General features: G+C 62.4%; 23 protein-coding genes. 20 read left to right on the top strand and 3 right to left on the bottom strand.

The genetic code is table 11. The features are described from left to right. Nucleotides 1-7 precede the first annotated feature (7 nt). The 19 genes from ACP7D9_RS16640 (at nucleotide 8) to ACP7D9_RS16550 (ending at nucleotide 17,385) form a co-directional block, all read left to right on the top strand. Nucleotides 8-262 (top strand): acyl carrier protein, encoded by a 255-nt coding sequence (locus ACP7D9_RS16640; protein WP_016772026.1) that lies wholly within the window; start codon nucleotides 8-10, stop codon nucleotides 260-262. Continuing rightward, entirely contained in the window at nucleotides 259-804 is a 546-nt protein-coding gene (locus tag ACP7D9_RS16635; RefSeq protein WP_312997768.1) for a hypothetical protein, read from the top strand. The genes ACP7D9_RS16640 and ACP7D9_RS16635 overlap by 4 nt, the downstream gene beginning before the upstream one ends. Beyond that, nucleotides 801-2,480, top strand: coding sequence for an AMP-binding protein (locus tag ACP7D9_RS16630; RefSeq protein WP_426158638.1), 1,680 nt, complete (start codon nucleotides 801-803; stop codon nucleotides 2,478-2,480). Before ACP7D9_RS16635 ends, ACP7D9_RS16630 begins: the two co-directional genes overlap by 4 nt. Continuing rightward, the gene (locus ACP7D9_RS16625; RefSeq protein ID WP_426158637.1) at nucleotides 2,473-3,207 is read left to right on the top strand and encodes a glycosyltransferase family 2 protein; all 735 of its coding nucleotides are present in this window, start codon (nucleotides 2,473-2,475) and stop codon (nucleotides 3,205-3,207) included. The genes ACP7D9_RS16630 and ACP7D9_RS16625 overlap by 8 nt, the downstream gene beginning before the upstream one ends. Next, the gene (locus tag ACP7D9_RS16620; RefSeq protein WP_426158636.1) at nucleotides 3,204-4,151 is read left to right on the top strand and encodes a glycosyl transferase; all 948 of its coding nucleotides are present in this window, start codon (nucleotides 3,204-3,206) and stop codon (nucleotides 4,149-4,151) included. The genes ACP7D9_RS16625 and ACP7D9_RS16620 overlap by 4 nt, the downstream gene beginning before the upstream one ends. Continuing rightward, the gene (locus tag ACP7D9_RS16615; protein WP_426158634.1) at nucleotides 4,132-5,676 is read left to right on the top strand and encodes an HAL/PAL/TAL family ammonia-lyase; all 1,545 of its coding nucleotides are present in this window, start codon (nucleotides 4,132-4,134) and stop codon (nucleotides 5,674-5,676) included. Before ACP7D9_RS16620 ends, ACP7D9_RS16615 begins: the two co-directional genes overlap by 20 nt. Then, on the top strand, nucleotides 5,669-6,094 hold the full coding sequence (locus ACP7D9_RS16610) for an acyl-CoA thioesterase (RefSeq protein WP_426158632.1): 426 nt from the start codon (nucleotides 5,669-5,671) through the stop codon (nucleotides 6,092-6,094). The genes ACP7D9_RS16615 and ACP7D9_RS16610 overlap by 8 nt, the downstream gene beginning before the upstream one ends. Next, complete coding sequence (locus ACP7D9_RS16605) at nucleotides 6,091-6,693, top strand: outer membrane lipoprotein carrier protein LolA (RefSeq protein WP_426158630.1); 603 nt, start codon at nucleotides 6,091-6,093, stop codon at nucleotides 6,691-6,693. The genes ACP7D9_RS16610 and ACP7D9_RS16605 overlap by 4 nt, the downstream gene beginning before the upstream one ends. After that, entirely contained in the window at nucleotides 6,677-9,007 is a 2,331-nt protein-coding gene (locus ACP7D9_RS16600) for an MMPL family transporter (protein WP_426158628.1), read from the top strand. Before ACP7D9_RS16605 ends, ACP7D9_RS16600 begins: the two co-directional genes overlap by 17 nt. Beyond that, on the top strand, nucleotides 9,004-10,167 hold the full coding sequence (locus ACP7D9_RS16595) for a sodium:proton antiporter (RefSeq protein WP_426158626.1): 1,164 nt from the start codon (nucleotides 9,004-9,006) through the stop codon (nucleotides 10,165-10,167). The genes ACP7D9_RS16600 and ACP7D9_RS16595 overlap by 4 nt, the downstream gene beginning before the upstream one ends. Beyond that, nucleotides 10,154-11,401, top strand: a complete 1,248-nt coding sequence (locus ACP7D9_RS16590) for an NAD(P)/FAD-dependent oxidoreductase (RefSeq protein WP_426158624.1) — start codon at nucleotides 10,154-10,156, stop codon at nucleotides 11,399-11,401. The genes ACP7D9_RS16595 and ACP7D9_RS16590 overlap by 14 nt, the downstream gene beginning before the upstream one ends. Beyond that, the gene (locus ACP7D9_RS16585) at nucleotides 11,398-12,123 is read left to right on the top strand and encodes a class I SAM-dependent methyltransferase (protein WP_426158622.1); all 726 of its coding nucleotides are present in this window, start codon (nucleotides 11,398-11,400) and stop codon (nucleotides 12,121-12,123) included. Before ACP7D9_RS16590 ends, ACP7D9_RS16585 begins: the two co-directional genes overlap by 4 nt. Before the next feature lie 146 nt (nucleotides 12,124-12,269). Continuing rightward, nucleotides 12,270-12,737, top strand: a complete 468-nt coding sequence (locus tag ACP7D9_RS16580) for a hypothetical protein (protein WP_426158620.1) — start codon at nucleotides 12,270-12,272, stop codon at nucleotides 12,735-12,737. Continuing rightward, complete coding sequence (locus ACP7D9_RS16575) at nucleotides 12,734-13,930, top strand: beta-ketoacyl-[acyl-carrier-protein] synthase family protein (protein ID WP_426158618.1); 1,197 nt, start codon at nucleotides 12,734-12,736, stop codon at nucleotides 13,928-13,930. Before ACP7D9_RS16580 ends, ACP7D9_RS16575 begins: the two co-directional genes overlap by 4 nt. After that, a complete protein-coding gene (locus ACP7D9_RS16570) occupies nucleotides 13,927-14,391 on the top strand; it encodes a hotdog family protein (protein WP_426158616.1) in 465 nt (154 codons plus the stop codon). The genes ACP7D9_RS16575 and ACP7D9_RS16570 overlap by 4 nt, the downstream gene beginning before the upstream one ends. Next, on the top strand, nucleotides 14,384-15,112 hold the full coding sequence (fabG, locus tag ACP7D9_RS16565; RefSeq protein ID WP_016772040.1) for a 3-oxoacyl-ACP reductase FabG: 729 nt from the start codon (nucleotides 14,384-14,386) through the stop codon (nucleotides 15,110-15,112). Before ACP7D9_RS16570 ends, fabG begins: the two co-directional genes overlap by 8 nt. Further along, nucleotides 15,112-16,338, top strand: coding sequence for a beta-ketoacyl-ACP synthase (locus ACP7D9_RS16560; RefSeq protein WP_426158614.1), 1,227 nt, complete (start codon nucleotides 15,112-15,114; stop codon nucleotides 16,336-16,338). Before fabG ends, ACP7D9_RS16560 begins: the two co-directional genes overlap by 1 nt. Before the next feature lie 29 nt (nucleotides 16,339-16,367). Continuing rightward, complete coding sequence (locus ACP7D9_RS16555; protein WP_426158612.1) at nucleotides 16,368-16,811, top strand: excinuclease; 444 nt, start codon at nucleotides 16,368-16,370, stop codon at nucleotides 16,809-16,811. Nucleotides 16,812-16,947: 136 nt separating this feature from the next. Beyond that, entirely contained in the window at nucleotides 16,948-17,385 is a 438-nt protein-coding gene (locus tag ACP7D9_RS16550) for an excinuclease (protein WP_426158610.1), read from the top strand. 26 nt (nucleotides 17,386-17,411) lie between these two features. Here the strand turns inward: ACP7D9_RS16550 and ACP7D9_RS16545 are convergent, their stop codons facing one another. Further along, complete coding sequence (locus ACP7D9_RS16545) at nucleotides 17,412-18,314, bottom strand: LysR substrate-binding domain-containing protein (protein WP_426158608.1); 903 nt, start codon at nucleotides 18,312-18,314, stop codon at nucleotides 17,412-17,414. A 118-nt stretch (nucleotides 18,315-18,432) separates the two neighbouring features. Here ACP7D9_RS16545 and ACP7D9_RS16540 point away from each other — a divergent pair, with 118 nt between their 5' ends. Continuing rightward, nucleotides 18,433-19,707: an MFS transporter gene (locus ACP7D9_RS16540; protein ID WP_101156608.1), complete on the top strand. Its 1,275-nt coding sequence runs from the start codon at nucleotides 18,433-18,435 to the stop codon at nucleotides 19,705-19,707. A 171-nt stretch (nucleotides 19,708-19,878) separates the two neighbouring features. On the opposite strand, the gene hemE is transcribed toward ACP7D9_RS16540, so the two are convergent. Together hemE and ACP7D9_RS16530 are read right to left on the bottom strand one after the other, a co-directional pair. Continuing rightward, nucleotides 19,879-20,946: a uroporphyrinogen decarboxylase gene (gene hemE / locus ACP7D9_RS16535; protein WP_056787355.1), complete on the bottom strand. Its 1,068-nt coding sequence runs from the start codon at nucleotides 20,944-20,946 to the stop codon at nucleotides 19,879-19,881. 241 nt (nucleotides 20,947-21,187) lie between these two features. Then, complete coding sequence (locus tag ACP7D9_RS16530; protein ID WP_007909438.1) at nucleotides 21,188-22,606, bottom strand: FAD-dependent oxidoreductase; 1,419 nt, start codon at nucleotides 22,604-22,606, stop codon at nucleotides 21,188-21,190.

Genomic DNA, 22,606 nt, shown 5'->3' with positions numbered 1-22,606 from the left:
CCGGACCATGCAAACTCGTGACGATATCTTCAACACCCTGCGCGATGCCCTGGTCGAGCTGTTCGAACTGGATCCGGCCCGCGTAAGCATGGACGCCAACCTGTACCAGGATCTGGAAATCGACAGCATCGACGCCGTCGACCTGATCGATCACATCAAACGCCAGACCGGCAAGAAAATCGCCGCCGAAGAATTCAAATCGGTGCGCACCGTGGGCGACGTGGTCGAGGCGGTGTTCCGTCTGGTTCAACCGGCCGCATGAGCCGACTGATCGGCCTGGGCCTGCTGCTGGCCGGTCTGCTGTACCCCTTTGCGGTGTATTTCGGCATGGAGCATTTTGCCCCGTGGCAATTTGCGCTGCTGCTGGGCAGCCTGTGGCTGGCGCGCGCCCTGACCGGCGAACGCAAGCCCGGCAGCCTGTGGACGGCTTGCGTGGCGATGGTGTTCTGCCTGCTGCTGGCGGTGTTCGACAGCCCGCAACTGCTGCGCTGGTACCCGGTGCTGATCAGCGCATTCATGCTGGTGCTGTTCGGCGCAAGCCTGAAATACGGCCCGCCAATGGTCGAGCGTCTGGCGCGTTTGCGTGAGCCACAGCTGCCGGAGGTCGCCATTCGCTATACGCGCAAGGTCACGCTGGCCTGGAGCGTGTTCTTCTTCTGCAACGGTTTGTGCGCCGCCCTCCTCACCCTGTGGGCGCCGCTGGATTGGTGGATGTTGTACACCGGCCTGATCTCCTACGGATTGATCGGCCTGATGTTTGCCATTGAATGGCTGATACGACAACGGGTAAGAGGCCGTACATGAATTGGATAAAACTTGAGCAACTTTTGCTCAAGGCGTTGCCGGCACGGGCGATCTGCCAGGCGCCGGCGCTGGATCACGCGCAGCTGCATGCACGGGCACTGAGTGTCGCCGCTGGCCTGCAAGCTCGCGGCGTGAAGGGGCTGGCCGTGCATCTGGAAGACGCCGCCGACCTCGCCATTGCCTTGCTTGGTGCGTGGCGTGCCGGCGTCAGCGTGTTGTTGCCGGCGGATCTGCAAGCGCAGACGCGTCAGCGCTGGGCCCCTCAAGTCGACCTGTGGCTGACCGATCAGCCGGGCGATGCGCAGCTCCATGACTTCACCCACCCCGGATTACCCGGCGCCGAACTGGATCTCGATCAGTGCCGACTGAGCCTGTGCACTTCCGGCTCCAGCGGCGAACCCAAGCGCATCGACAAGACCCTGCGCCAATTGGCCAAGGAGGTCGAAGCGCTGGAGCAGTTATGGGGCGCAGACCTCGGCGAAGCCTGCATCATCGGCAGTGTCGCCACCCAACACATCTACGGCCTGCTGTTTCGCGTGTTGTGGCCATTGTGCGCCGGGCGTCCGTTCGTGCGCCGGCAACTGGCCTTTTCCGAAGACTTGCAGCGCGCCAGCCGCGAATACCCGGCCTTCGCCTGGGTTGCCAGCCCGGCGCTGCTCAAGCGCATGGGCGACAACCTCGACTGGCCGGCCCTGAGCGCGGTGCGCCGGGTGTTTTCTTCCGGTGGCGCGTTGCCGCCGGAAGCGGCGCAAAGCCTGCGACAGCGCTTGCAGCAATGGCCGACGGAAATCCTCGGCAGCTCGGAAACCGGCGGCATCGCGTGGCGCCAGGGCGATTCGTTGTGGCAGCCGTTTGCCGGCGTCGAACTGAGCCAGGACAGCGACGGCGCCCTGCTGATTGCCTCGCCGTATCTGCCTGCCGGTCATATCGAACACAGCGCCGATGCCGCACGCATCGCTGCCGATGGGCGCTTCGAATTACTGGGGCGACTGGACCGCATCGTCAAACTGGAAGAAAAGCGCATCTCTCTGCCGATGCTTGAGCAGGCTCTGGTCGATCATGACTGGGTCGCCGAAGCGCGCCTCGGCGTGGTCCAGGAAAACCGCGCCTCACTCGGTGCGCTGCTGGTGCTCAGCGAGTCTGGCCTGTTCGCCCTGCGTGAGCACGGCCGCCGTGGTCTGACCGAAACCCTGCGCAAACATCTGAGCCAACATTGCGAAGCGCTCGCCCTGCCCCGTCGCTGGCGCCTGCTGCGGCAAATGCCGTTGAACAGCCAGGGCAAACTGGCGCAAGCCGACGTTGAAGCGTTGCTGCTGGCCGCACGGCCGAAAGCCCCCGAAGTGCTTGAGCAAAGCGCAAGCGACGGCGAGTGGAGCCTGCAACTCAGCGTGCCGCCGGATCTGGCCTACTTCAGCGGGCATTTTCCCAAGGCACCGGTGCTACCCGGCGTGGTGCAGGTGGAGTGGGCGCTGAATCTGGGTCGGCAGTTGCTGAAGCTGGACGGTGCGTTCGCGGGCATGGAAGTGCTGAAGTTCCAGCAACTGGTGCGGCCCGGCGATGAAATCCAGCTGCATCTGCGTTTCGATGCCGAGCGCGGCAAGCTGTATTTCGCCTACCGCAATGACACGGCGACCTGTTCCAGCGGGCGCATCCTCCTGGGGCCTGGCCATGCATAACCCCTGCGCCGTAATCCCGGTGTACAACCACGAAACCGCGATCACCACCGTGGTCGATGCCCTGCTTGCCCAGAACCTGCCGTGCATTCTGGTGGACGATGCCAGCGAGTCGTCCTGCGCACGGGTGCTCGACGCCCTGGCCGAGCGCGACAGGGTTTTCCTGGTGCGCCTGACGGCCAATCAGGGCAAGGGCGGCGCAGTGATGACCGGTCTGCGCGAAGCGTCGCGTCTGGGCTTCACTCACGCCCTGCAGGTCGATGCCGACGGCCAGCACGATTTGCACGATGTCGCGCGCTTCGTCGCCGAATCCCGTGCTTATCCGCAGGCGATGATCTGCGGCTATCCGCTGTTCGACGAAAGCGTGCCGAAGGGACGTTTGTACGCACGCTACCTGACCCACGTGATGGTCTGGATCAACACCCTGTCGTTGCAGATCCGCGATTCGATGTGCGGCTTCCGCGTTTATCCGCTGGCGTCGACTCTGGCGGTGATCGACTCGGCCAAAGTCGGCAAGCGCATGGATTTCGACTCTGACATTCTCGTGCGCCTGGCCTGGCGCAATCAGCCGATGCGCTGGCTGCAGACCAGCGTGCACTACCCGCTGGACGGCGTGTCGCACTTTCGCCTGTTCCACGACAACGCGCTGATCTCCAGCATGCACACGCGGCTGTTCCTCGGCATGTTGCTGCGTTGGCCGGTGATCCTCTGGCGGCGGTGGAAACCATGAGCGAAGAAGTGGACAAGAAGCACTGGGCCGACCGCGAAGAACGCGGCAGTTTCCTGCTGATGAAATTCACCGCGTTCGCCGCCAGAGTTCTCGGCCGCCGACTGCTCAGTCCGTTGCTGTACGGCATCGTGCTGTATTTCTTTTTGTTCGGCCGGATCGCCCGGCGCAGTGCCTGGCAGTACCAGCAGCGTCTGGCCGAGTGGAGCCCGCGCGACGACCTGCGCCCGAGCCACTGGCGGGTGTTCGGCCAGTTCATGACATTTGCCGACTCTCTGCTCGACAAGCTCGACGTGTGGAACGGCAAGCTGAGCATCGAGCAGATCGAAATCATCGACCCGGCGCTGCTGCGCAAGCAGTTGCGCGGCAGTCGCGGGCAACTGCTGGTTGGCGCGCACCTGGGCAATCTCGAAGTGTGCCGGGCGCTCGCAGAGATCGGCGAAAAAGTCACCATGAACGTGCTGGTGCACACCAAGCACGCCGAGCAGTTCAACCGTTTGCTCGGCGAGGCCGGGGCGACCAATCTGCGCCTGATTCAGGTCAGCGAACTCGACCCGGTGATCATGCTGCAACTGCACGAACGGCTGGAGCGCGGCGAGTGGCTGGCGATCGCCGGCGACCGCGTGCCGCTGCACGGCGGGCGCAGTGTCACCGTGGATTTTCTCGGCCATCCGGCACCGTTCCCCCAAGGCCCGTGGTTGCTGGCCGGCCTGTTGAAGTGCCCGGTAAATCTGCTGATGTGCCTGAAACAACCCGACGGCCACTATCGCCTGACTCTCGAACCGTTCGCTGACGCAGTGGTGTGGACACGCCGCGAGCGCGAGCAGGTCATTCATCAGTGGGCCACCCGCTACGCGCAGCGCCTGAGTCACTATTGCCTCGAAGCCCCGCAGCAATGGTTCAACTTTTACCCTTTCTGGAAGACCGATGACGACGCCAACCCATGAGCCGGTAACCTTCGGCGAACGCCCTTTGCGCATCGAAGACGTGCTGGCCCTGGCCAACCGTCAGGCACCCGTGCAGTTACAGGCTGACGCCGACTATCGCGAGCGCATCGCCAAGGGCGCGCGGTTTCTCGATTCGCTGCTGGACAAGGAAGGCGTGATCTACGGCGTCACCACCGGTTACGGCGATTCCTGCGTGGTCGCGGTGCCGCTGCATCACGTCGAGGCGCTGCCGCGTCATCTCTACACCTTTCACGGTTGCGGCCTGGGCAAACTGCTCGACGCGCAAGCCACCCGCGCCGTGCTGGCGGCGCGTTTGCAGTCGTTGTGTCATGGCGTTTCCGGGGTGCGCGTCGAACTGCTCGAGCGTCTGCACGCGTTTCTCGAACACGACATCCTGCCGTTGATTCCCGAAGAAGGCTCGGTCGGCGCCAGCGGCGATCTGACGCCGCTGTCGTATGTCGCTGCAACCCTGTCCGGCGAGCGCGAAGTGATGTTCCGTGGCGAACGTCGTCAGGCTGCCGACGTGCATCGCGAACTGGGCTGGACGCCATTGGTACTGCGCCCGAAAGAAGCGCTGGCACTGATGAACGGCACCGCGGTGATGACCGGCCTCGCCTGCCTCGCTTTCGCTCGCGCCGATTACCTGCTGCAACTGGCCACGCGCATCACCGCGCTCAACGTGGTCGCGCTGCAAGGCAATCCGGAGCACTTCGACGAACGCCTGTTCGCGGCCAAACCGCATCCGGGGCAGATGCAGGTGGCCGCGTGGCTGCGCAAGGATCTGGCGATCGACGCGCCGACTGCACCGCTGCATCGCCTGCAGGATCGCTACTCGCTGCGATGCGCGCCACATGTGCTCGGCGTCCTGGCCGACAGCCTGAACTGGCTGCGCGGCTTCATCGAAACCGAACTGAACAGCGCCAACGACAACCCGATCATCGATGCCGAAGCCGAGCGCGTTTTGCATGGCGGGCACTTCTACGGCGGGCACATTGCGTTCGCCATGGACAGCCTGAAGAACCTTGTGGCCAACGTCGCCGATCTCCTTGATCGGCAACTGGCACTACTGGTCGACGAGCGTTACAACCACGGTTTGCCGAGCAACCTCTCGGGCGCTCCTGCGGATCGGGCGATGATCAATCACGGCTTCAAGGCTGTGCAGATCGGCACCAGCGCCTGGACCGCCGAGGCGTTGAAAAACACCATGCCGGCCAGCGTGTTCTCGCGCTCGACCGAGTGTCACAACCAGGACAAGGTGAGCATGGGCACCATCGCCGCCCGTGATGCAATTCGCGTGCTGGAACTGACCGAACAGGTCGCCGCCGCCACGTTGCTCGCCGCCAATCAAGGCGTGTGGCTGCGTGTGCAAGCCGACAACGCGCGTCCGTTGCCGCCAGCGCTGGCGGCGATGCACGAAGAACTCGGCAAAGACTTCCCGCCGGTCATCGAAGACCGTGCGCTGGAAGGCGAACTGCGCCTGTGCCTGCAACGCATCGCCGCGCAACACTGGAGGCTGCATGCGTAGCGCCGGAGTGCTTCACGCCGACACCGAAATCCTCGTGCCGTTTTTTGACGTCGACACCATGCATGTGGTCTGGCACGGCCATTACGTCAAATACCTGGAAGTGGCACGCTGCGCGCTGCTGGACAAGATCGGCCACAACTACACGCACATGGTCGGGTCCGGTTACGCCTGGCCGATCATCGACCTGCAATTGCGCTACGTGCGCGGCGCAGTATTCGGCCAGCGGCTGAATGTTCGAGCCAGTCTGGTCGAGTGGGAAAACCGTCTGAAGATCAATTACCTGATCACCGACCTGCAGACCGGCGAACGCCTGACCCGCGCAAGCTCAGTGCAGGTCGCCGTCCAAGTCAGCAGCCGCGAGATGCAACTGGCTTCACCGAAAGTATTTACCGATGCCGTGGAAAGGATGCTGCGATGAATGTGTTTTTCAGAAGCCTTGGCGCACTGACGCTGCTGGCCGTGTCGTCATGGGCCAATGCCTTCGACCTGCAACAGCTCAGTGAACAACTGGCGAAACCGGACGTGATCCACGGCCAGTTCATTCAGGAAAAACACCTGCGCGCCTTGCCTCAGCCGCTGATCAGCAAGGGCAGTTTCGTCCTCGCTAAAAACCGGGGCCTGCTGTGGCTGCTGAAAACTCCGCTGCAGCAGGATTACCGCATCACCGCCAAAGGCATCGCCCGCCGCGACAACAATGGCTGGCAACTGCTGCCGAACAAGAGCGCGGGCGCCGAGCAGAACCGTTTGTTCCTCGCCGTGCTGCAAGGCGACAGCAGCGGTTTGCAGCAAGATTTTGAACTGGCCCTGAGCGGCACGGCGCAGCAGTGGCAACTGACCCTGACGCCGCGTTCGATGTTGCTCAAGCAAGTGTTCCAGCAGATCAATATCGACGGCGGCGCTCTGGTGCAAACCATCGAGCTGCTGGAAACCCAGGGCGACAGCACACTGCTGCGCATGCAGGACAGCACGGCCGGGAAACCCTTGAGCGAAGCGGAGCAACATGACTTTGCCGAGTGAACGCAGGCTGCCCTGGCTGTTTCTGAGCCTGCTGCTGGCCGTCGTTGCGCTGGCCGCCTGGCAGTGGCGCGACGGTGCGCCGCTGTCGGCCAACCTGATGGAGCTGGTGCCCGGGACCAGTCCCGACGCGCTGGAATTGCGCGCCGAGCAGCGCATGCAGGAGCCGCTCAACCGCGAAATGCTGGTGCTGGTCGGCCACACCGATCGCCAGCAAGCGCTGACCATGGCAAAGACGCTCGGCGAGCAATGGCAGGCCAGCGGTCTGTTCGAAACCGTGCAGTGGAATCTGCAAGCCGACTTGCCGGCGCTGCGTACGCAATTGCTGCAAGGGCGCCTGGCGATGCTCTCGGCGGATGATCGGCAACTGCTCAGCGAACATCCCGACGTGTTCATTCAGCAGCGGGTGCAGGCGTTGTTCGACCCTTTCAACGGTTTCACTCTGGTGCCGAGCCAGGACGATTGGCTGGGCCTGACCGGACGCATCCAGAACAGCCAGCCGAAACACGGCGCGGTGCAACTGGACATCGGCAGCGGCGCATTGATCGCCAATGCCGATGGCAAGAGCTGGGTGATGTTGCGCGCGCGCACCACCGGCGATGCCTTCGACATGAACCTGCCGCTGCAAGTCGCGGATCTGCTCAAAAACAGCCGCGAACAAGCGGCGCAAAGTGACGTGCGGTTGCTCGCCGCCAGTGGCCTGCTCTACGCCGCCAACGGTCAGCAACAGGCCACCCGCGAAATGACCTGGGTCGGCGGCGGCGCGACGGTCGGCATTCTGTTATTGCTGCTGTTGGCGTTTCGCCGCTGGGGCGTGCTGCTGGCCTTCGTCCCGGTACTGGTCGGCATGCTGTTCGGTGCGGTGGCCTGTGTGGCACTGTTCGGCCACATGCACGTAATGACGCTGGTGCTCGGTTCGAGCCTGATCGGCGTTGCCGTCGATTACCCGCTGCACTATCTGTCCAAGAGCTGGAGCCTCAAGCCCTGGCGCAGTTGGCCGGCCCTGCGCCTGACCTTGCCGGGGCTGACCCTGAGCCTGATCACCAGCGTTATCGGCTATCTGGCCCTGGCCTGGACTCCGTTCCCTGCGCTGACTCAGATTGCCGTGTTCTCCGCCGCCGGTTTGCTTGGCGCCTATCTGTCGGCGGTCTGCCTGCTGCCGGCGCTGCTGAAAAATGTCCAACTGCGCCCGGCGCAATGGCCGCTGCGCCTGGCCGAACGCCTGATCGACCTGCGTGAAGCACTGCTCGGCTGCGTTCGCACGCCCGTGCTGCTGGCCCTGCTGATCGCCTTCTGCGTCGGCGGCCTGATGCAATTGCAGAGTAAAAACGACATTCGCCAATGGGTCGGTGCACCGCAACATCTGACTGACGAAGCGCAGACCATCGCACGTATCACCGGTTATCAACCAACCAGCCAGTTCTTTCTTGTCCGTGCGGCCAATCAGGAGCAATTGCTCGAGCGTCAGGCAGCGCTGAGCGAGCGTCTGCAGCAACTGGTCAATCTCGAAAAACTGCAAGGCTATCTGGCCCTCGATCAACTGGTCAGCGCGCCGAGTCAGCAACAGCAAGTGCGCGAATCACTGAACAAGCTGCCATCGTTCTGGCAACCGCTGCTCGATCTCGGCGTGCCAGCGGCGGCGTTGCAAAACGAATTGCAGCAGTTGCAGACCCTGCCCGCCGAAGACATCGACGCCGCGCTGGCCGGCCCGCTCGGCGAACCGTATCGCACACTGTGGCTTGGTCCGACTGAACACGGCGTTGCGGCAATCACCAGCCTGCAGGGCTTGAACAACCCGTCGTTGCTGCGCGTGCAAGCGCTGGACCTGCCGGGGGTGGTGCTGGTTGATCGCCTCGGTGATCTGAACAAGGTGTTCGCGGCCACGCAGCTCAGCGCCGCCGAACTTAAACTCGCTTCCTGCGTATTGATCGTGCTGGTACTGATGCTGCCGTTCGGCCTGGCCGGCGCGCTTCGTATCGTCGCCCTGCCACTGCTGGCGGCGCTGTGCAGTCTGGCCAGCCTTGGCTGGCTGGGTCAGCCGCTGACCCTGTTCAGCCTGTTCGGCCTGCTGCTGGTGACGGCGATCAGCGTCGATTACGCAATCCTCATGCGTGAACAGGTCGGCGGCGCGGCGGTAAGCCTGCTCGGCACCTTGCTCGCGGCGCTGACAACGTGGTTGTCGTTCGGCCTGCTGGCCGTGTCCAGCACGCCGGCGGTGAGCAATTTCGGCCTGTCGGTGAGCCTGGGTCTGGCGTTCAGCTTCATGCTCGCACCGTGGGCCTGGCGCCATGCACCGGTCGCGGAGACAAAGTCATGATGGCCTTCGGCTTCTGGCTGCTGGCCCTGGCACTGTTTGCCCTGGCGACCCGGGTCGGCCGCCATTTCGGCCTGATTCCGATCGTCAGTCAGTTGTTGCTGGCAAGCTTCGGTTTGCCCCTGCTGATGTACTTCTGGATCGAGCCAGGCTGGCAGCTCAGCGGCGCACAACTGATCGCACCGCACTGGTTGAAAAACCTCTACAGCCTGAGCTTCGCCTTGCTGCTCGGGCACATCCTCAGCGACGTCATCGACCTGCGTCTGGATCGCCAGAGCGTAAAAATCGCCGTGCCGAGTTTCGCTGTGCCGTTCATTTGTGGGCTGGCGGTTGCGTACTGGTTGCTGCCAGCGCAACCGTGGCTCAGCGCGATGGCCATCGGACTGGTCTTCGCCATTACCGCGATCCCGGTGTTGTACCTGTACTTGCGCCACATCGATTACCCGCCCGCCGCCACCAAGCGTCTGGTGCAGACCGCGATCCTCATCGACCTGACCTGCTGGACGCTGTTCGGCCTCGCGCAGGGCAGCCTGCACTTGAGCAGCCTGTTGCTGCCCGTGGCCATGGCCGGCGTGCCGCTGCTTTTGCACCTGCTGCGCGTTCGTCGCCCGCTGACTTACAGCCTCGGCTTCTTCGCCCTGCTGGTCATGGCCGAACATTACAAACTCAACGCGCTGATTTTCGGCATCGGCTATCTGCTGTGCATGGCGCTGCTGCAAGTGCCGTTGGTGCTGCCGTTGCCGGCGCGTTGGATGAGCCGTTTGCAAACGTGGATCGCGATCCCGCTGATCCTCACGTTCGGCATCGTCCAGATCGACGTGCACAGCGCCCTCGCCAGCCTCGACGCCGGACAATGGGCGGCGCTGCTGCTGGTGCCGATTGCCAGTAAACTGCTGGGCAACTGGCTCGGCCTCGGCTGGGCCGGCGCCTCGTTTGCCGGGGCCAGCCGCTGGCGCGAAAGCGTGCTGTTGAACATTCGCGGCCTGAGCGAAATCGTCTTTCTCAACCTGCTGTTGCAACAACAGCTCATCACCCCGGCGCTGTATTTCGCGCTGATGCTGATGGGCCTGATCGCGACGCTGCTGCCGGCCCTTATCGGTCTGCATCGCGCGCCCCTGAATCTGAACAGTCCCTTGCCCCGGAGCTCACGTGCCAATCGTTGAAATGGAATCCCGTCAGGTCGTGATCATCGGTGCCGGCCCGTCCGGCGCTATCGCTGCGGCCCTGCTCAAGCGCAAAGGCCACGATGTGCTGGTGCTCGAGCGCCAGCACTTCCCGCGTTTTTCGATTGGCGAAAGCCTGCTCAGCCACTGCCTGGATTTCGTTGAAGAAGCCGGCATGCTCGACGCAGTCAACGCCGCTGGTTTCCAGCGCAAGACCGGCGCGGCGTTTGCCTGGGGCGAGCGTTACAGTGCCTTCGATTTTGGCGACACCTTCACCGCCGGCAAGCCGACCACCTTCCAGGTGCAGCGCGCCGATTTCGACAAGTTGCTGGCCGACCAAGCGGCACTGCAAGGCGCTGAAATCCGCTATGGCGATGCGATCATCAGCGTCGATTTCGATCAGGCGAAGCCACTCCTTGATGTACGCCGCGAAGACGGCAGCGAGTACCGCGTCGAAGCCGATTTCGTCCTGGACGCCAGCGGTTACGGCCGCGTGCTGTCGCGCCTGCTCGACCTCGAAGCGCCTTCGAACTTCCCGGTGCGTCAGGCGGTGTTCACCCACGTTGAAGATCACATCGACAATCCGGCGTTCGACCGCGAAAAGATCCTCGTCACCACCCATCCCGAGCATCGCGATGTGTGGTTCTGGACCATCCCGTTCAGCAATGGCCGCTGCTCGGTGGGCGTGGTCGCGGCTGAGGAACATTTTCAGGGCCGCGACAGCGATCTCGATGCCTGCCTGCGCAGTTTCATCGCCGAGACGCCAAGCCTCGCCGGGGTTCTGAACAATGCGGTCTGGGACACCCCGGCGCGCACCCTCGGCGGTTACGCGGCCAATGTGAAAACCCTGCACGGCCCGGGTTTCGCGCTGCTGGGCAACGCCGCAGAATTCCTCGACCCGGTGTTCTCCTCCGGCGTGACCATCGCCATGCGTTCGGCGAGCATGGCCGCCGGCGTGCTGCACCGCCAGCTCCAGGGTGAAACGGTCGACTGGCAAAGCGAGTTTGCCGAGCCGTTGAAACGCGGCGTCGATACCTTCCGCTGCTACGTCGAAGGCTGGTACGCCGGCACCTTCCAGGACGTGATTTTCTACGAGGACAGTCAGGCGGAGATTCGCCGGATGATCTGCTCGATCCTTGCCGGTTACGCCTGGGACGAGCGCAACCCGTTCGTCAGCGAAGCGCGTCGACGGCTGAAGATGATTTCCCGACTCTGCGCGCAGGACGCCTCATGAATTATTTGAGCGACAGTTACGTCGAGGAAACCCGCTTCGGTCTCTGGTTCCTGCGCAGCCGCACCTGGCAGCACCATGTGCTGCGCGTGGCGATCAACGATCTGCGTGGATTATTCAGTGAAGCGCTGCCGGAACACCCAGTGCTGCTGGACGCCGGTTGCGGGCAGGGCAAGTCGTTCGGCCACCTGCACCAGACCTTCGCTCCACAGCGACTGATCGGCGTCGACGCCGACCCGCACAGCCTGCAACTCAGCGCCGAAGAAGCCGCGCGCCTGGGCCTGCAAGTCGAGCTGATCGGCAGCGATTGCGCCACGCTCGACGTCGCCGATGCCAGCGTCGATCTGCTGTTCTGTCACCAGACTTTTCATCATCTGGTCGAGCAGGAAAAGGCCTTGGCCGAGTTCTATCGCGTGCTGAAGCCGGGCGGCTATCTGCTGTTCGCCGAATCCACCGAGGCTTACATCGATACCTGGGTGATCCGCTGGCTGTTCCGCCACCCGATGCACGTGCAGAAGAGCGCCGCCGGCTATCTGCAGATGATCCGCGAGCAGGGTTTCGAGTTTGCCGAGCGCAATGTTTCCTACCCGTATCTGTGGTGGAGCCGGTCGAAGGATTTTGGTTTGCTGGAGCGATCTGGCTTGAGCAAACCCAAGCCATTCGGTGAACGCGAAGAGACGCTGGTGAATGTCGTCGCGCGCAAGCCGCTTGCAGGGGCTATCTGATGCGCCACTTTCGACCTGCTTACATGGAACCCTCTGGGAGCGGGCTTGCTCGCGAAAGCGGTAGGTCAGCTTGCATTGATGTCGGATGTACCGATGCCTTCGCGAGCAAGCCCGCTCCCACAATGCCCTCTGTGTGGCGGCTTTTTATGGTCGGCATGATGTTTCTGTTGAGCGCCTGCGCCAGCCAGCCACCGCTGCCTGCGGCCAACCCGACACTGCCCCTGCCGCTGCAACTGCACATCGAGCGCGAGCAGGCCGGGCAACGTCAGGACTGGCTGCTGGTGATCCAGCGCGAAGGCGCCGGCACTCGCTGGTCGATGATGGATCCGCTGGGCATTCCCCAGGCCCGCCAGCAACTGATCGACGGGCATTGGCAGGCCGATGGTCTGCTGCCGCCCAATCCCGAGGCGCGGGAATTATTCGCCGCATTGCTGTTCGCCCTGACGCCGCCCGCCGAGCTGCTGCGTAACTATCCCGACGCTCGGCAACAGGCCAATCAGCGTTCACTGCCGGCACGCTGGGACATCCGCTATTCACAACCGTTGAGCTTCGAATTGAATCTGCCTCAAGGCCCGCACTATCGCGTTTCCCAGCTAGGTGAATCGACGCCATGACCGCTTACCTGAATGCCCTCGGCGTGATCTGCGCCCTGGGCCGCAACAAGTCTGAAGTCGCGCGCAATCTGTTCGCCGGCGACTGTGCGGGGATGCGCCGCGAGTCCGGCTGGGTCGCCGAGCGTGAGCTGCCTGTCGCCGGCGTGCACGGTGAATTGGCGCCGATCCCCGCCGAACTGCTCGAACACAGCAGTCGCAACAATCAGCTGTTGCTGGAAGCCGCCCTGCAAGTCCGCGATGACATCGACCGTGCGATCCAGACCTATGGCCGTGAGCGCATTGGCGTGGTACTCGGCACCAGCACCTCGGGCATCGACGAGGCCAGTCGTGGCCTGGCGCATTACATCCGCGAGCAGCAATTTCCCCGCGAGTACGACTATCGCCAGCAGGAGCTCGGCGCGCCGGCAAATTTCCTCGCCGAATGGCTGCAAGTGAGCGGCCCGGCGTACGTGATTTCCACCGCCTGCACCTCCAGCGCCCGCGCGCTGATGAGCGCCCGGCGTCTGCTCGATCTGGGCCTGTGCGACGCGGTGCTGTGCGGCGGCGTCGACAGTCTGTGCAAGCTCACGCTGAACGGTTTTTGTTCGCTGGAAGCCGTTTCAGATGAACGCTGCAATCCGTTTTCCGCCAACCGCAACGGCATCAATATCGGCGAGGCAGCGGTGCTGTTCGTGATGAGCAAACAGCGCGGCGAAGGCCAGGGCATCGCCTTGCTGGGTGCGGGCGCCAGCTCGGATGCGCACCATATTTCCGCGCCGGAGCCGAGCGGCCGCGGCGCCCTGCAAGCGATGCAGAAAGCGCTTGGCCGCGCTGGTCTGCAAGCCGCGCAAATCGACTACCTGAACCTGCACGGCACCGCCACTGCGCACAACGACGCCATGGAAAGTCTGGCTGTCGCTGCGCTGTTTCCCGAAGGCGTTGCCTGCTCGTCAACCAAGCCGCTGACCGGCCACACCCTCGGCGCGGCAGGCGCGCTGGAAGCGGCGTTCTGCTGGCTGAGCCTGAGCGCCGACAACCCTGATCAAGCGTTGCCGCCGCACATCTGGGACGGCCACGCCGATCCCGTGCTGCCTCCGCTCAAGTGGGTGACCGCGAGCGAACGCCTGACGTCCATTGCACCGCGCTACCTGATGAGCAACTCGTTTGCCTTCGGCGGCAACAACGTCAGCCTGATAATCGGAGACGCCCCATGAGCCACTGGCCGCTCGCCGAACTGCTGCCGCACGCCGGCGACATGATTCTGATCGACGCCATCGAGCGCTTCGATGACGAGCAGATTTTCACTCGCCTGACGGTCAAGCCCGACGGCCTGTTCAACCTGCCCGACGGCAGCCTGCCGGCGTGGGTCGGTGTCGAGCTGATGGCGCAGAGCGTCGCCGCTTTCGCCGGATGCCACGCACGGCGAAAAGGCAATCCGCCGGAGCTGGGTTTTCTGCTCGGTACGCGCAAATTCGAGTGCAACGTCGAAGCCTTTCCGGTTGGCAGCGAGTTGACCGTCCACGGCATTCGTTCGCTGGAAGATGACAACGGCATGGGCGTATTCGAATGTCACATCCACGGCGACGGCATTCATGCCAGCGCTCGGCTCAACGTGTACCGTCCGCCGCAAGCCAACCAATATCTGCAACAGACAAAGGAGTCGCACGATGACTGAATCCGTACTGGTCACCGGCTCCAGCCGGGGCATCGGCCGCGCCATTGCCTTGCGTCTGGCGCAGGCCGGGCATGACATCGTCCTGCATTGCCGAAGCGGCATGACTGAAGCCCAAGCGGTGCAGGCCGAAATCGAAGCATTGGGCCGCCGCGCACGCATCCTGCAATTCGACGTCGCCGACCGTGAAACCTGCAAAAGCATTCTCGAAGCCGACGTCGAAAACCACGGCGCCTATTACGGCGTGGTGCTCAACGCCGGCCTGACCCGCGACGGTGCGTTTCCGGCGCTGAGCGATGACGACTGGGACGTGGTCCTGCGCACCAACCTCGACGGTTTCTACAACGTTCTGCACCCGGTGATGATGCCGATGATTCGTCGTCGCGCCGCCGGACGCATCGTCTGCATCACCTCGGTGTCGGGTCTGATCGGCAACCGTGGCCAGGTCAATTACAGCGCCTCGAAGGCCGGCGTGATCGGCGCGGCAAAGGCGTTGGCGATCGAGCTGGGCAAGCGCAAAATCACCGTTAACTGCGTCGCCCCTGGCCTGATCGACACGGCCATGCTCGACGAAAACGTGCCGGTGGAGGAACTGATGAAAATGATCCCCGCGCAGCGCATGGGCACCCCTGAAGAAGTCGCCGCTGCGGTGAATTTCCTGATGTCGGCGGAAGCCTCGTACATCACTCGTCAGGTTCTGGCAGTCAACGGAGGCCTGTGCTGATGAAGCGCGTCGTCGTCACCGGCATGGCCGGCATTACCTCGCTGGGCAGCGACTGGCAGACCATTGCCGGCAACTTCGCGGCCAACCGCAGCGGCATTCGCCGCATGGACGAGTGGGATCGCTTCACGGAACTCAACACGCGTCTGGCCGGGCCCATCGATGACTTTGTCGTGCCGTCGCACTGGACCCGCAAGCAGTTGCGCAGCATGGGCCGGGTCTCACGACTGGCGGTCGGCGCAGCAGAAAAGGCTCTGGCCGACGCCGGCCTGCTCGGTGACGAATCAATCAAGGACGGGCGCATGGGCGTCGCTTGTGGTTCGTCCACTGGTAGCACTGACGAAATCAAAGCGTTCGGCAACATGCTGCTCAACTCGGTGGCCGAAGGGCTGAACGCCAACTCCTACGTGCGGATGATGCCGCATACCACCGCCGCCAATATCAGCATTTTCTTCGGCCTCACCGGGCGTCTGATTCCCACCTCCAGCGCCTGCACCAGCGGCAGCCAGGGCATCGGCTACGCCTACGAGGCGATCAAGTTCGGCCGCTTGCCATTGATGCTCGCTGGCGGCGCCGAAGAGCTGTGCCCGACCGAAGCCATGGTCTTCGACGCGCTCTACGCCACCAGTCTGAAAAACGATGCGCCACAGAGCAGCCCTCGCCCGTATGACAAGGGCCGCGACGGTCTGGTGATCGGTGAAGGCGGCGGCATGCTGGTACTCGAAGAGCTGGAGCACGCCCTCGCCCGTGGCGCGCACATTCACGCGGAAATCGTCGGTTTCGGCAGCAACGCCGATGGCCAGCACACCACCCGCCCGGAACAGGTCACGATGCGCCGCGCCATGGAGCTGGCCCTGGAAGATGCCGGCCTCAGCCCGGACGCCATCGGCTATGTGAACGGCCATGGCACGGCGACCGAGCAGGGCGACATCGCCGAAACGCTGGCCACCAGCAGCCTGTTCGGCGAACGCATGCCAATCAGCTCACAAAAGAGTTTCCTCGGCCACACCCTCGGTGCCTGCGGTGCACTGGAATCATGGTTCAGCATCGAGATGCTCAACAGCGACCGTTACGTGCACACCTTCAACCTCGACGAGGTCGACCCGCACTGCGGCAAGCTCGATTACCTGCGCGGCGAATTCCGCCAGATGCACCACGACTACGTGATGAACAACAATTTCGCTTTCGGCGGCGTCAACACTTCGTTGATCTTCCGCCGCTGGGCATAACCGAATCAATCCAGGTCAAGGAGACCTTCATGCACTTAAAAAAACTCGCTGCCGTCACCCTGCTGCTCTGCGCTTTGCCAGCGGTGAGCCAGGCCCGCGACACGGCGGTCTACCTGCCATTCGACAAAGCCGTCGCCGAAGCCACCCGCACGGGCAAAATCGATGGCAGCGTGAAATTCTATCTGGCCGGCAACACCCCGGCCGGTAAAGTCACCGTGGTCAGCCCTGACGCCGTGACCAACAAGAAAACCAACGCCTTCAACAAGTCCGACGAAGTCGCCTGCGAGTGGGTAGCCCAATCGGCAATCATCAGCCTGCACCAGGCCGCAAAAAACGCCGGCGCCAACGCCGTGACCAACATCGTCAGCTTCTACAAGCGCAACGAGCGCAAGGACGCGCAAACCTACGAATGCCACGCCGGCGCGATCATGGCGGGCGTTGCGCTGAAGGGTGATTTGGCGAAGGTTCAGTAAACGCCAGAAACGACAAAGGGCGCCGTTTGGCGCCCTTTTTATTTGCGGTGATTCAGCAGCATCTACACTCGCTGATGCAGGTCGCAGCACCATCACCTGCCCTCGTGTTTCTCTTTCACCGTCAAAGGAGATGACCATGCAAGTGAAAGTCCTGTTGGCCGCTGCGCTTATCCTCCTGCTGCCCAGTGCCAGCCATGCCACCAACCTTATGTACATGCCTTTCGAAACCGTGCTGTCGGACGCCATTCGCGCCGGTCGGCTGGATGGCAGTGTGAAGTTCTACCTGATCGGCAACGGGCCGCAGGGCACTCAGCAGTTGTTGCGCCGAGGGGTGGTCAGTGATTTGAAAACCAACGGTTTCAACAAGAGCGATCAGGCTTCGTGTGAATGGGTGTTGCAGTCGAATCTGATCAAATTGCAGGCTGATGCCAAGCGGGTCGGGGCGAATGCGGTGGTCAATATCGTCAGCTACTACGACCAGCGTGTACGCAAGGATTTGAATACGTACGAGTGCCGGGCAGGAGTTTTTGTTACCCGGGTCGCTTTGAAGGGGGATTTGGTGCGATTGCCTTGAAGGGCGAAGGCTGCGATCTTTTGATTTCAGGTTTTCTGCGGCTCAACCTTGCGCGTAAGCAGTTCGACAAACGCCTTGGCCATCGGCGATTTCTGGTCTTTGCGCTGCACCAGCCATACCGCTGAAATTGCTTCAGGATCAAGCAGCGGGCGATAGACCACGCCGTCGATGCGCATGCGTTGATAGGACGCCGGCAGCACTGACACACCGAGGCCCGCTGCGACCAGACCGATAATGGTCATTGCCTCGCCGGCCTCTTGGGCAAAATGCGGACTGAAGCCGGCGTCACGGGCCAGGCTCAACAGTTGTGCATAGAGCCCGCTGCCATAGCTGCGTGGGAAAAATACGAAAGGTTCCAGCGCCAGCGCCGAGAGAAAGAGACCTCCGTCGCTGCCCTGAGCCAACGGATGTTTGGAACTGAGCACCGCCACCAATGGCTCGCGCATCAACTCCACAACACTCAGCGAATCCGGCAATCCGAGCGGGCGCATGATGCCGACTTCGATCGACTCGTCCACCAAGGCATCGGCGACCATGGTGCTGCTCATTTCGCGCAGATTCAGATGCACCGCCGGAAAGCGCTGACGAAAGGAAAAAATCGCCTGGGGAATCGTCGAGTTGAACGGTGCCGACGAAGTGAAACCAATCTTCAACTCACCCAGCTCGCCAAGTTGCGCGCGGCGAGCAACGTCCGCCGCCTTGTCGACTTGCGCCAGCACCAGCCGCGCCTCCTGCAAAAACAACCGGCCCGCCTCACTCAGCTCGACCCGACGATTGGTTCGCTCGAACAACCGCGCACCGAGCTGCTGTTCCAGCGCCTGAATCTGCTGGCTCAGTGGAGGCTGCGAAATGCCCAGCGCCTGAGCGGCGCGGCCGAAATGCAGTTCTTCGGCGACGGCAATGAAGTAACGCAGATGACGCAATTCCATGGGATTCCCATTAGGTCGCTGAGGCTATCAAACAGGTCGAACAATATATTGGATAGAAACATTAGCCAGCTATATGATTTTTTCATTGCCTGCCCGGCTGTGCTTTCCGAGGTCTGAAGTGAAAACTGCTGTCGCGCCCCTTGCCCACGAAGTCCCGCCCTCTGCCGGCGACGATACCCTCGCCGAACTGCAGGAAATCTACATCGAAAAAGGCACCCCGGCGTTCATGCGTACGGTGCTGGCGTTGTTCTGCGGTGGCTTCGCGACGTTCGCCCTGCTTTATTGCGTGCAACCGATGATGCCGCTGCTGTCGCACGAATACGGAATCAACGCGGCGCAGAGCAGCCTGATCCTCTCGGTGGCGACCGGGATGCTCGCCTTCGGTCTGCTGATCACCGGGCCGATTTCCGACCGCATCGGCCGTAAACCAGTGATGGTCGCGGCGCTGTTCGCTGCCGCGCTGTGCACCATCGCCAGCTCGATGATGCCGAGCTGGCACGGCGTGCTGATCATGCGCGCCCTGATCGGCCTGTCGTTGAGCGGTCTGGCCGCGGTGGCGATGACCTATCTGAGTGAAGAAATTCATCCACAACACATCGGTCTGGCGATGGGCTTGTACATCGGCGGCAACGCGATCGGCGGGATGAGCGGACGTTTGATCACCGGCGTGCTGATCGACTTTGTCAGCTGGCACACGGCGATGCTGGTGATTGGCGGTTTGGCGCTGATCGCTGCGGCGGTGTTCTGGAAGATCCTCCCGGAGTCGCGCAACTTCCGCTCCCGCTCACTGCACCCGCGTAGCCTGCTCGACGGTTTCACCATGCATTTTCGCGACGCCGGCCTGCCGCTGCTGTTTCTTGAAGCATTTGTGTTGATGGGCGCGTTCGTCACGCTGTTCAACTACATCGGCTATCGCTTGCTGGCGGCGCCGTACCACCTCGATCAGGTGTACGTCGGGTTGCTCTCGGTGGTGTACCTGTCGGGAATCTACAGCTCGGCGAAGATCGGTTCACTGGCCGACAAACTGGGGCGGCGCAAAGTGTTGTGGGCGACCATTGCACTGATGTTCGCCGGACTGGCCCTGACCATGTTCACCTCGTTGCTGCTGGTGATCGTCGGCATGCTGGTGTTCACCTTCGGCTTCTTTGCCGCGCACTCGGTGGCGAGCAGTTGGATCGGCCGACGGGCGTTGAAGGCAAAGGGACAGGCGTCGTCGCTGTATCTGTTCAGTTATTACGCCGGGTCGAGCATTGCTGGTACGGCGGGCGGGGTGTTCTGGCATCTGGGCGGATGGAACGGGATCGGCCTGTTTATCGGAGCGCTGCTGCTCGTTGCCCTGCTGGTGGCGTTGAAGCTGGCGAAGTTGCCGCCTCTTGGCGGTGTCAAAGCTTAACCTGAAACCTGTGGGAGGGGGCTTGCTCCCGAATGCGATATGTCAGTCGAGGAAGATGCTGCTGAACCGCCGCTTTCGGGAGCAAGCCCCCTCCCACAGATGATCTTTATCCGACGTTGGATCGTGAAAAAAACGCCCGGCATTTAGCCGGGCGTTTTCATGGGGCGCCGATCACTCGTGATACTGCGCCGACAACTCATGCACCGCACGCAGGAACGCACCGGCATGTTCCGGATCAACTTCCGGCGTGATGCCGTGGCCGAGGTTGAACACGTGGCCGCTGCCCTTGCCATAACTGGCGAGGATGCGCCCGACTTCAGTGCGGATCGCTTCCGGTTTGGCGTAGAGCACGGTCGGGTCCATGTTGCCTTGCAGCGCGACCTTGTCGCCGACGCGGGCGCGGGCGTTGCCGATGTCGCAGGTCCAGTCCAGGCCCAGAGCATCGGCGCCGGCTTCGGCGATGCTTTCCAGCCACAGGCCGCCGTTCTTGGTGAAGAGGATCACCGGCACTTTGCGGCCGTCGTTCTCGCGGATCAGGCCGCTGACGATTTTCTTCATGTAGGCCAGGGAGAATTCCTGATACGCCGCGGCTGACAGGTTGCCGCCCCAGGTATCGAAAATCTGCACCGCTTGTGCACCGGCCATGATCTGGCCGTTGAGGTAGGAGGTCACCGACTGCGCCAGTTTATCCAGCAGCAGGTGCATGGCTTGCGGGTTGTCGTAGAGCATGGCTTTGGTCTTGCGGAAGTCTTTCGACGAGCCACCTTCGACCATGTAGGTCGCCAGGGTCCACGGGCTGCCGGAGAAGCCGATCAGCGGTACGCGGCCGTTGAGCTCGCGGCGGATGGTGCTGACCGCATCCATTACGTAGCCAAGATCCTTGTGCGGATCCGGGATCGGCAGGGCTTCGATGTCAGCCATCGTGCTGACGACTTTCTTGAAGCGCGGGCCTTCGCCGGTCTCGAAGTACAGGCCTTGGCCCATGGCATCGGGGATGGTGAGGATGTCGGAAAACAGGATCGCCGCGTCCAGTTGCGGATAGCGGTCGAGTGGTTGCAGAGTGACTTCGCAAGCGAATTGCGGATTCATGCACAGGCTCATGAAGTCGCCGGCGTGGGCACGGCTGGCGCGGTACTCCGGCAGGTAGCGACCGGCCTGGCGCATCATCCACACGGGGGTGACGTCAACGGGTTGCTTGAGCAGGGCGCGGAGGAAACGGTCGTTCTTCAGGGCAGTCATGTCGGCATCCGGAAAAAAAGTGCGGGCATTTTCTCAGAGCGCGACGCAAAAGGCACGGATGTGGGTCAGCCTTTTGTCTATCGGGTCAATTTGTCGCGTTATCTTGAACACGCAGAAACCAAAGTGGGAGCGGGCTTGCTCGCGAAAGCGGTGGGGCAGTCGACACATTTGTGACTGATACACAGCATTCGCGAGCAAGCCCGCTCCCACAGTTTTGATCATGTTTCAGCTTGAAATGTGCTCAGACGCCCAAGTAATCAAGGATCCCCTCAGCCGCATTACGCCCCTCGAAGATCGCCGTTACCACCAGGTCGGAACCGCGCACCATGTCGCCACCGGCAAAGATTTTCGGGTTGCTGGTCTGATGCTTGTACTGACCTTGCTCAGGCGCAACGACGCGGCCCTGGCTGTCGGTCTGGATCTCGAACTGCTCGAACCACGGCGCCGGGCTCGGGCGGAAGCCGAAGGCGATGACCACGGCGTCGGCCGGAATGATCTCTTCGGAACCCGGGATCGGCTCGGGGCTGCGACGGCCACGGGCATCCGGCTCGCCGAGACGGGTCTCGACCACCTTCACGCCTTCAACCTTGTCCTCACCGACAATGGCGATCGGCTGGCGGTTGTAAAGGAATTTCACCCCTTCTTCCTTGGCGTTCTTCACCTCTTTGCGCGAGCCGGGCATGTTCGCTTCGTCACGACGATAAGCGCAGGTCACCGACTTGGCGCCCTGGCGGATCGAGGTGCGGTTGCAGTCCATCGCCGTGTCGCCACCGCCGAGTACCACAACCTTCTTGCCTTTCATGTCGACAAAATCTTCCGGCGACTTTTCAAAGCCCAGGTTGCGGTTGACGTTGGCGATGAGGAAGTCCAGCGCGTCGTAAACACCCGGCAGATCCTCACCGGCAAAACCACCCTTCATGTAGGTGTAGGTGCCCATGCCCATGAACACCGCGTCGTATTCAGCGAGCAGTTGCTCCATGGTCACGTCTTTGCCGACTTCTGTGTTGAGACGGAACTCGATGCCCATGCCGGTGAAGACTTCACGACGATTGCTCAGCACGGTCTTTTCCAGCTTGAACTCCGGGATACCAAAGGTCAGCAAGCCGCCGATTTCCGGGTTTTTGTCGAACACCACCGGGGTTACGCCGCCACGCACCAGCACGTCGGCACAACCCAGCCCCGCCGGGCCTGCACCGATGATCGCCACGCGTTTGCCGGTCGGCTTGACCTTGGACATGTCCGGGCGCCAGCCCATGGCGAACGCGGTGTCGGTGATGTATTTCTCGACCGAACCGATGGTCACCGCGCCAAAGCCGTCGTTGAGGGTGCAGGCACCCTCGCACAGACGATCCTGCGGGCACACCCGGCCGCAGACTTCCGGCAGGGTGTTGGTCTGGTGCGACAGCTCGGCGGCCTGGAGGATGTTGCCCTCGGCCACCAACTTGAGCCAGTTGGGAATGAAGTTGTGCACCGGGCACTTCCATTCGCAATACGGGTTGCCGCAGCCCAGGCAGCGGTGGGCCTGATCGGCCGACTGCTGGGGTTTGAACGGTTCGTAGATTTCAACGAACTCTTTCTTGCGTTGACGCAACAGTTTCTTCTTCGGATCCTTGCGCCCGACATCGATGAACTGGAAGTCGTTATTCAGACGTTCAGCCAT

This window comes from Pseudomonas sp. TSRC2-2 (genome assembly GCF_049897785.1).
In the GTDB taxonomy this organism is placed as follows: domain Bacteria; phylum Pseudomonadota; class Gammaproteobacteria; order Pseudomonadales; family Pseudomonadaceae; genus Aquipseudomonas.
Note: the sequence above shows the minus strand (reverse complement) of the source record. Positions and strands in the feature narration are given on the sequence as shown.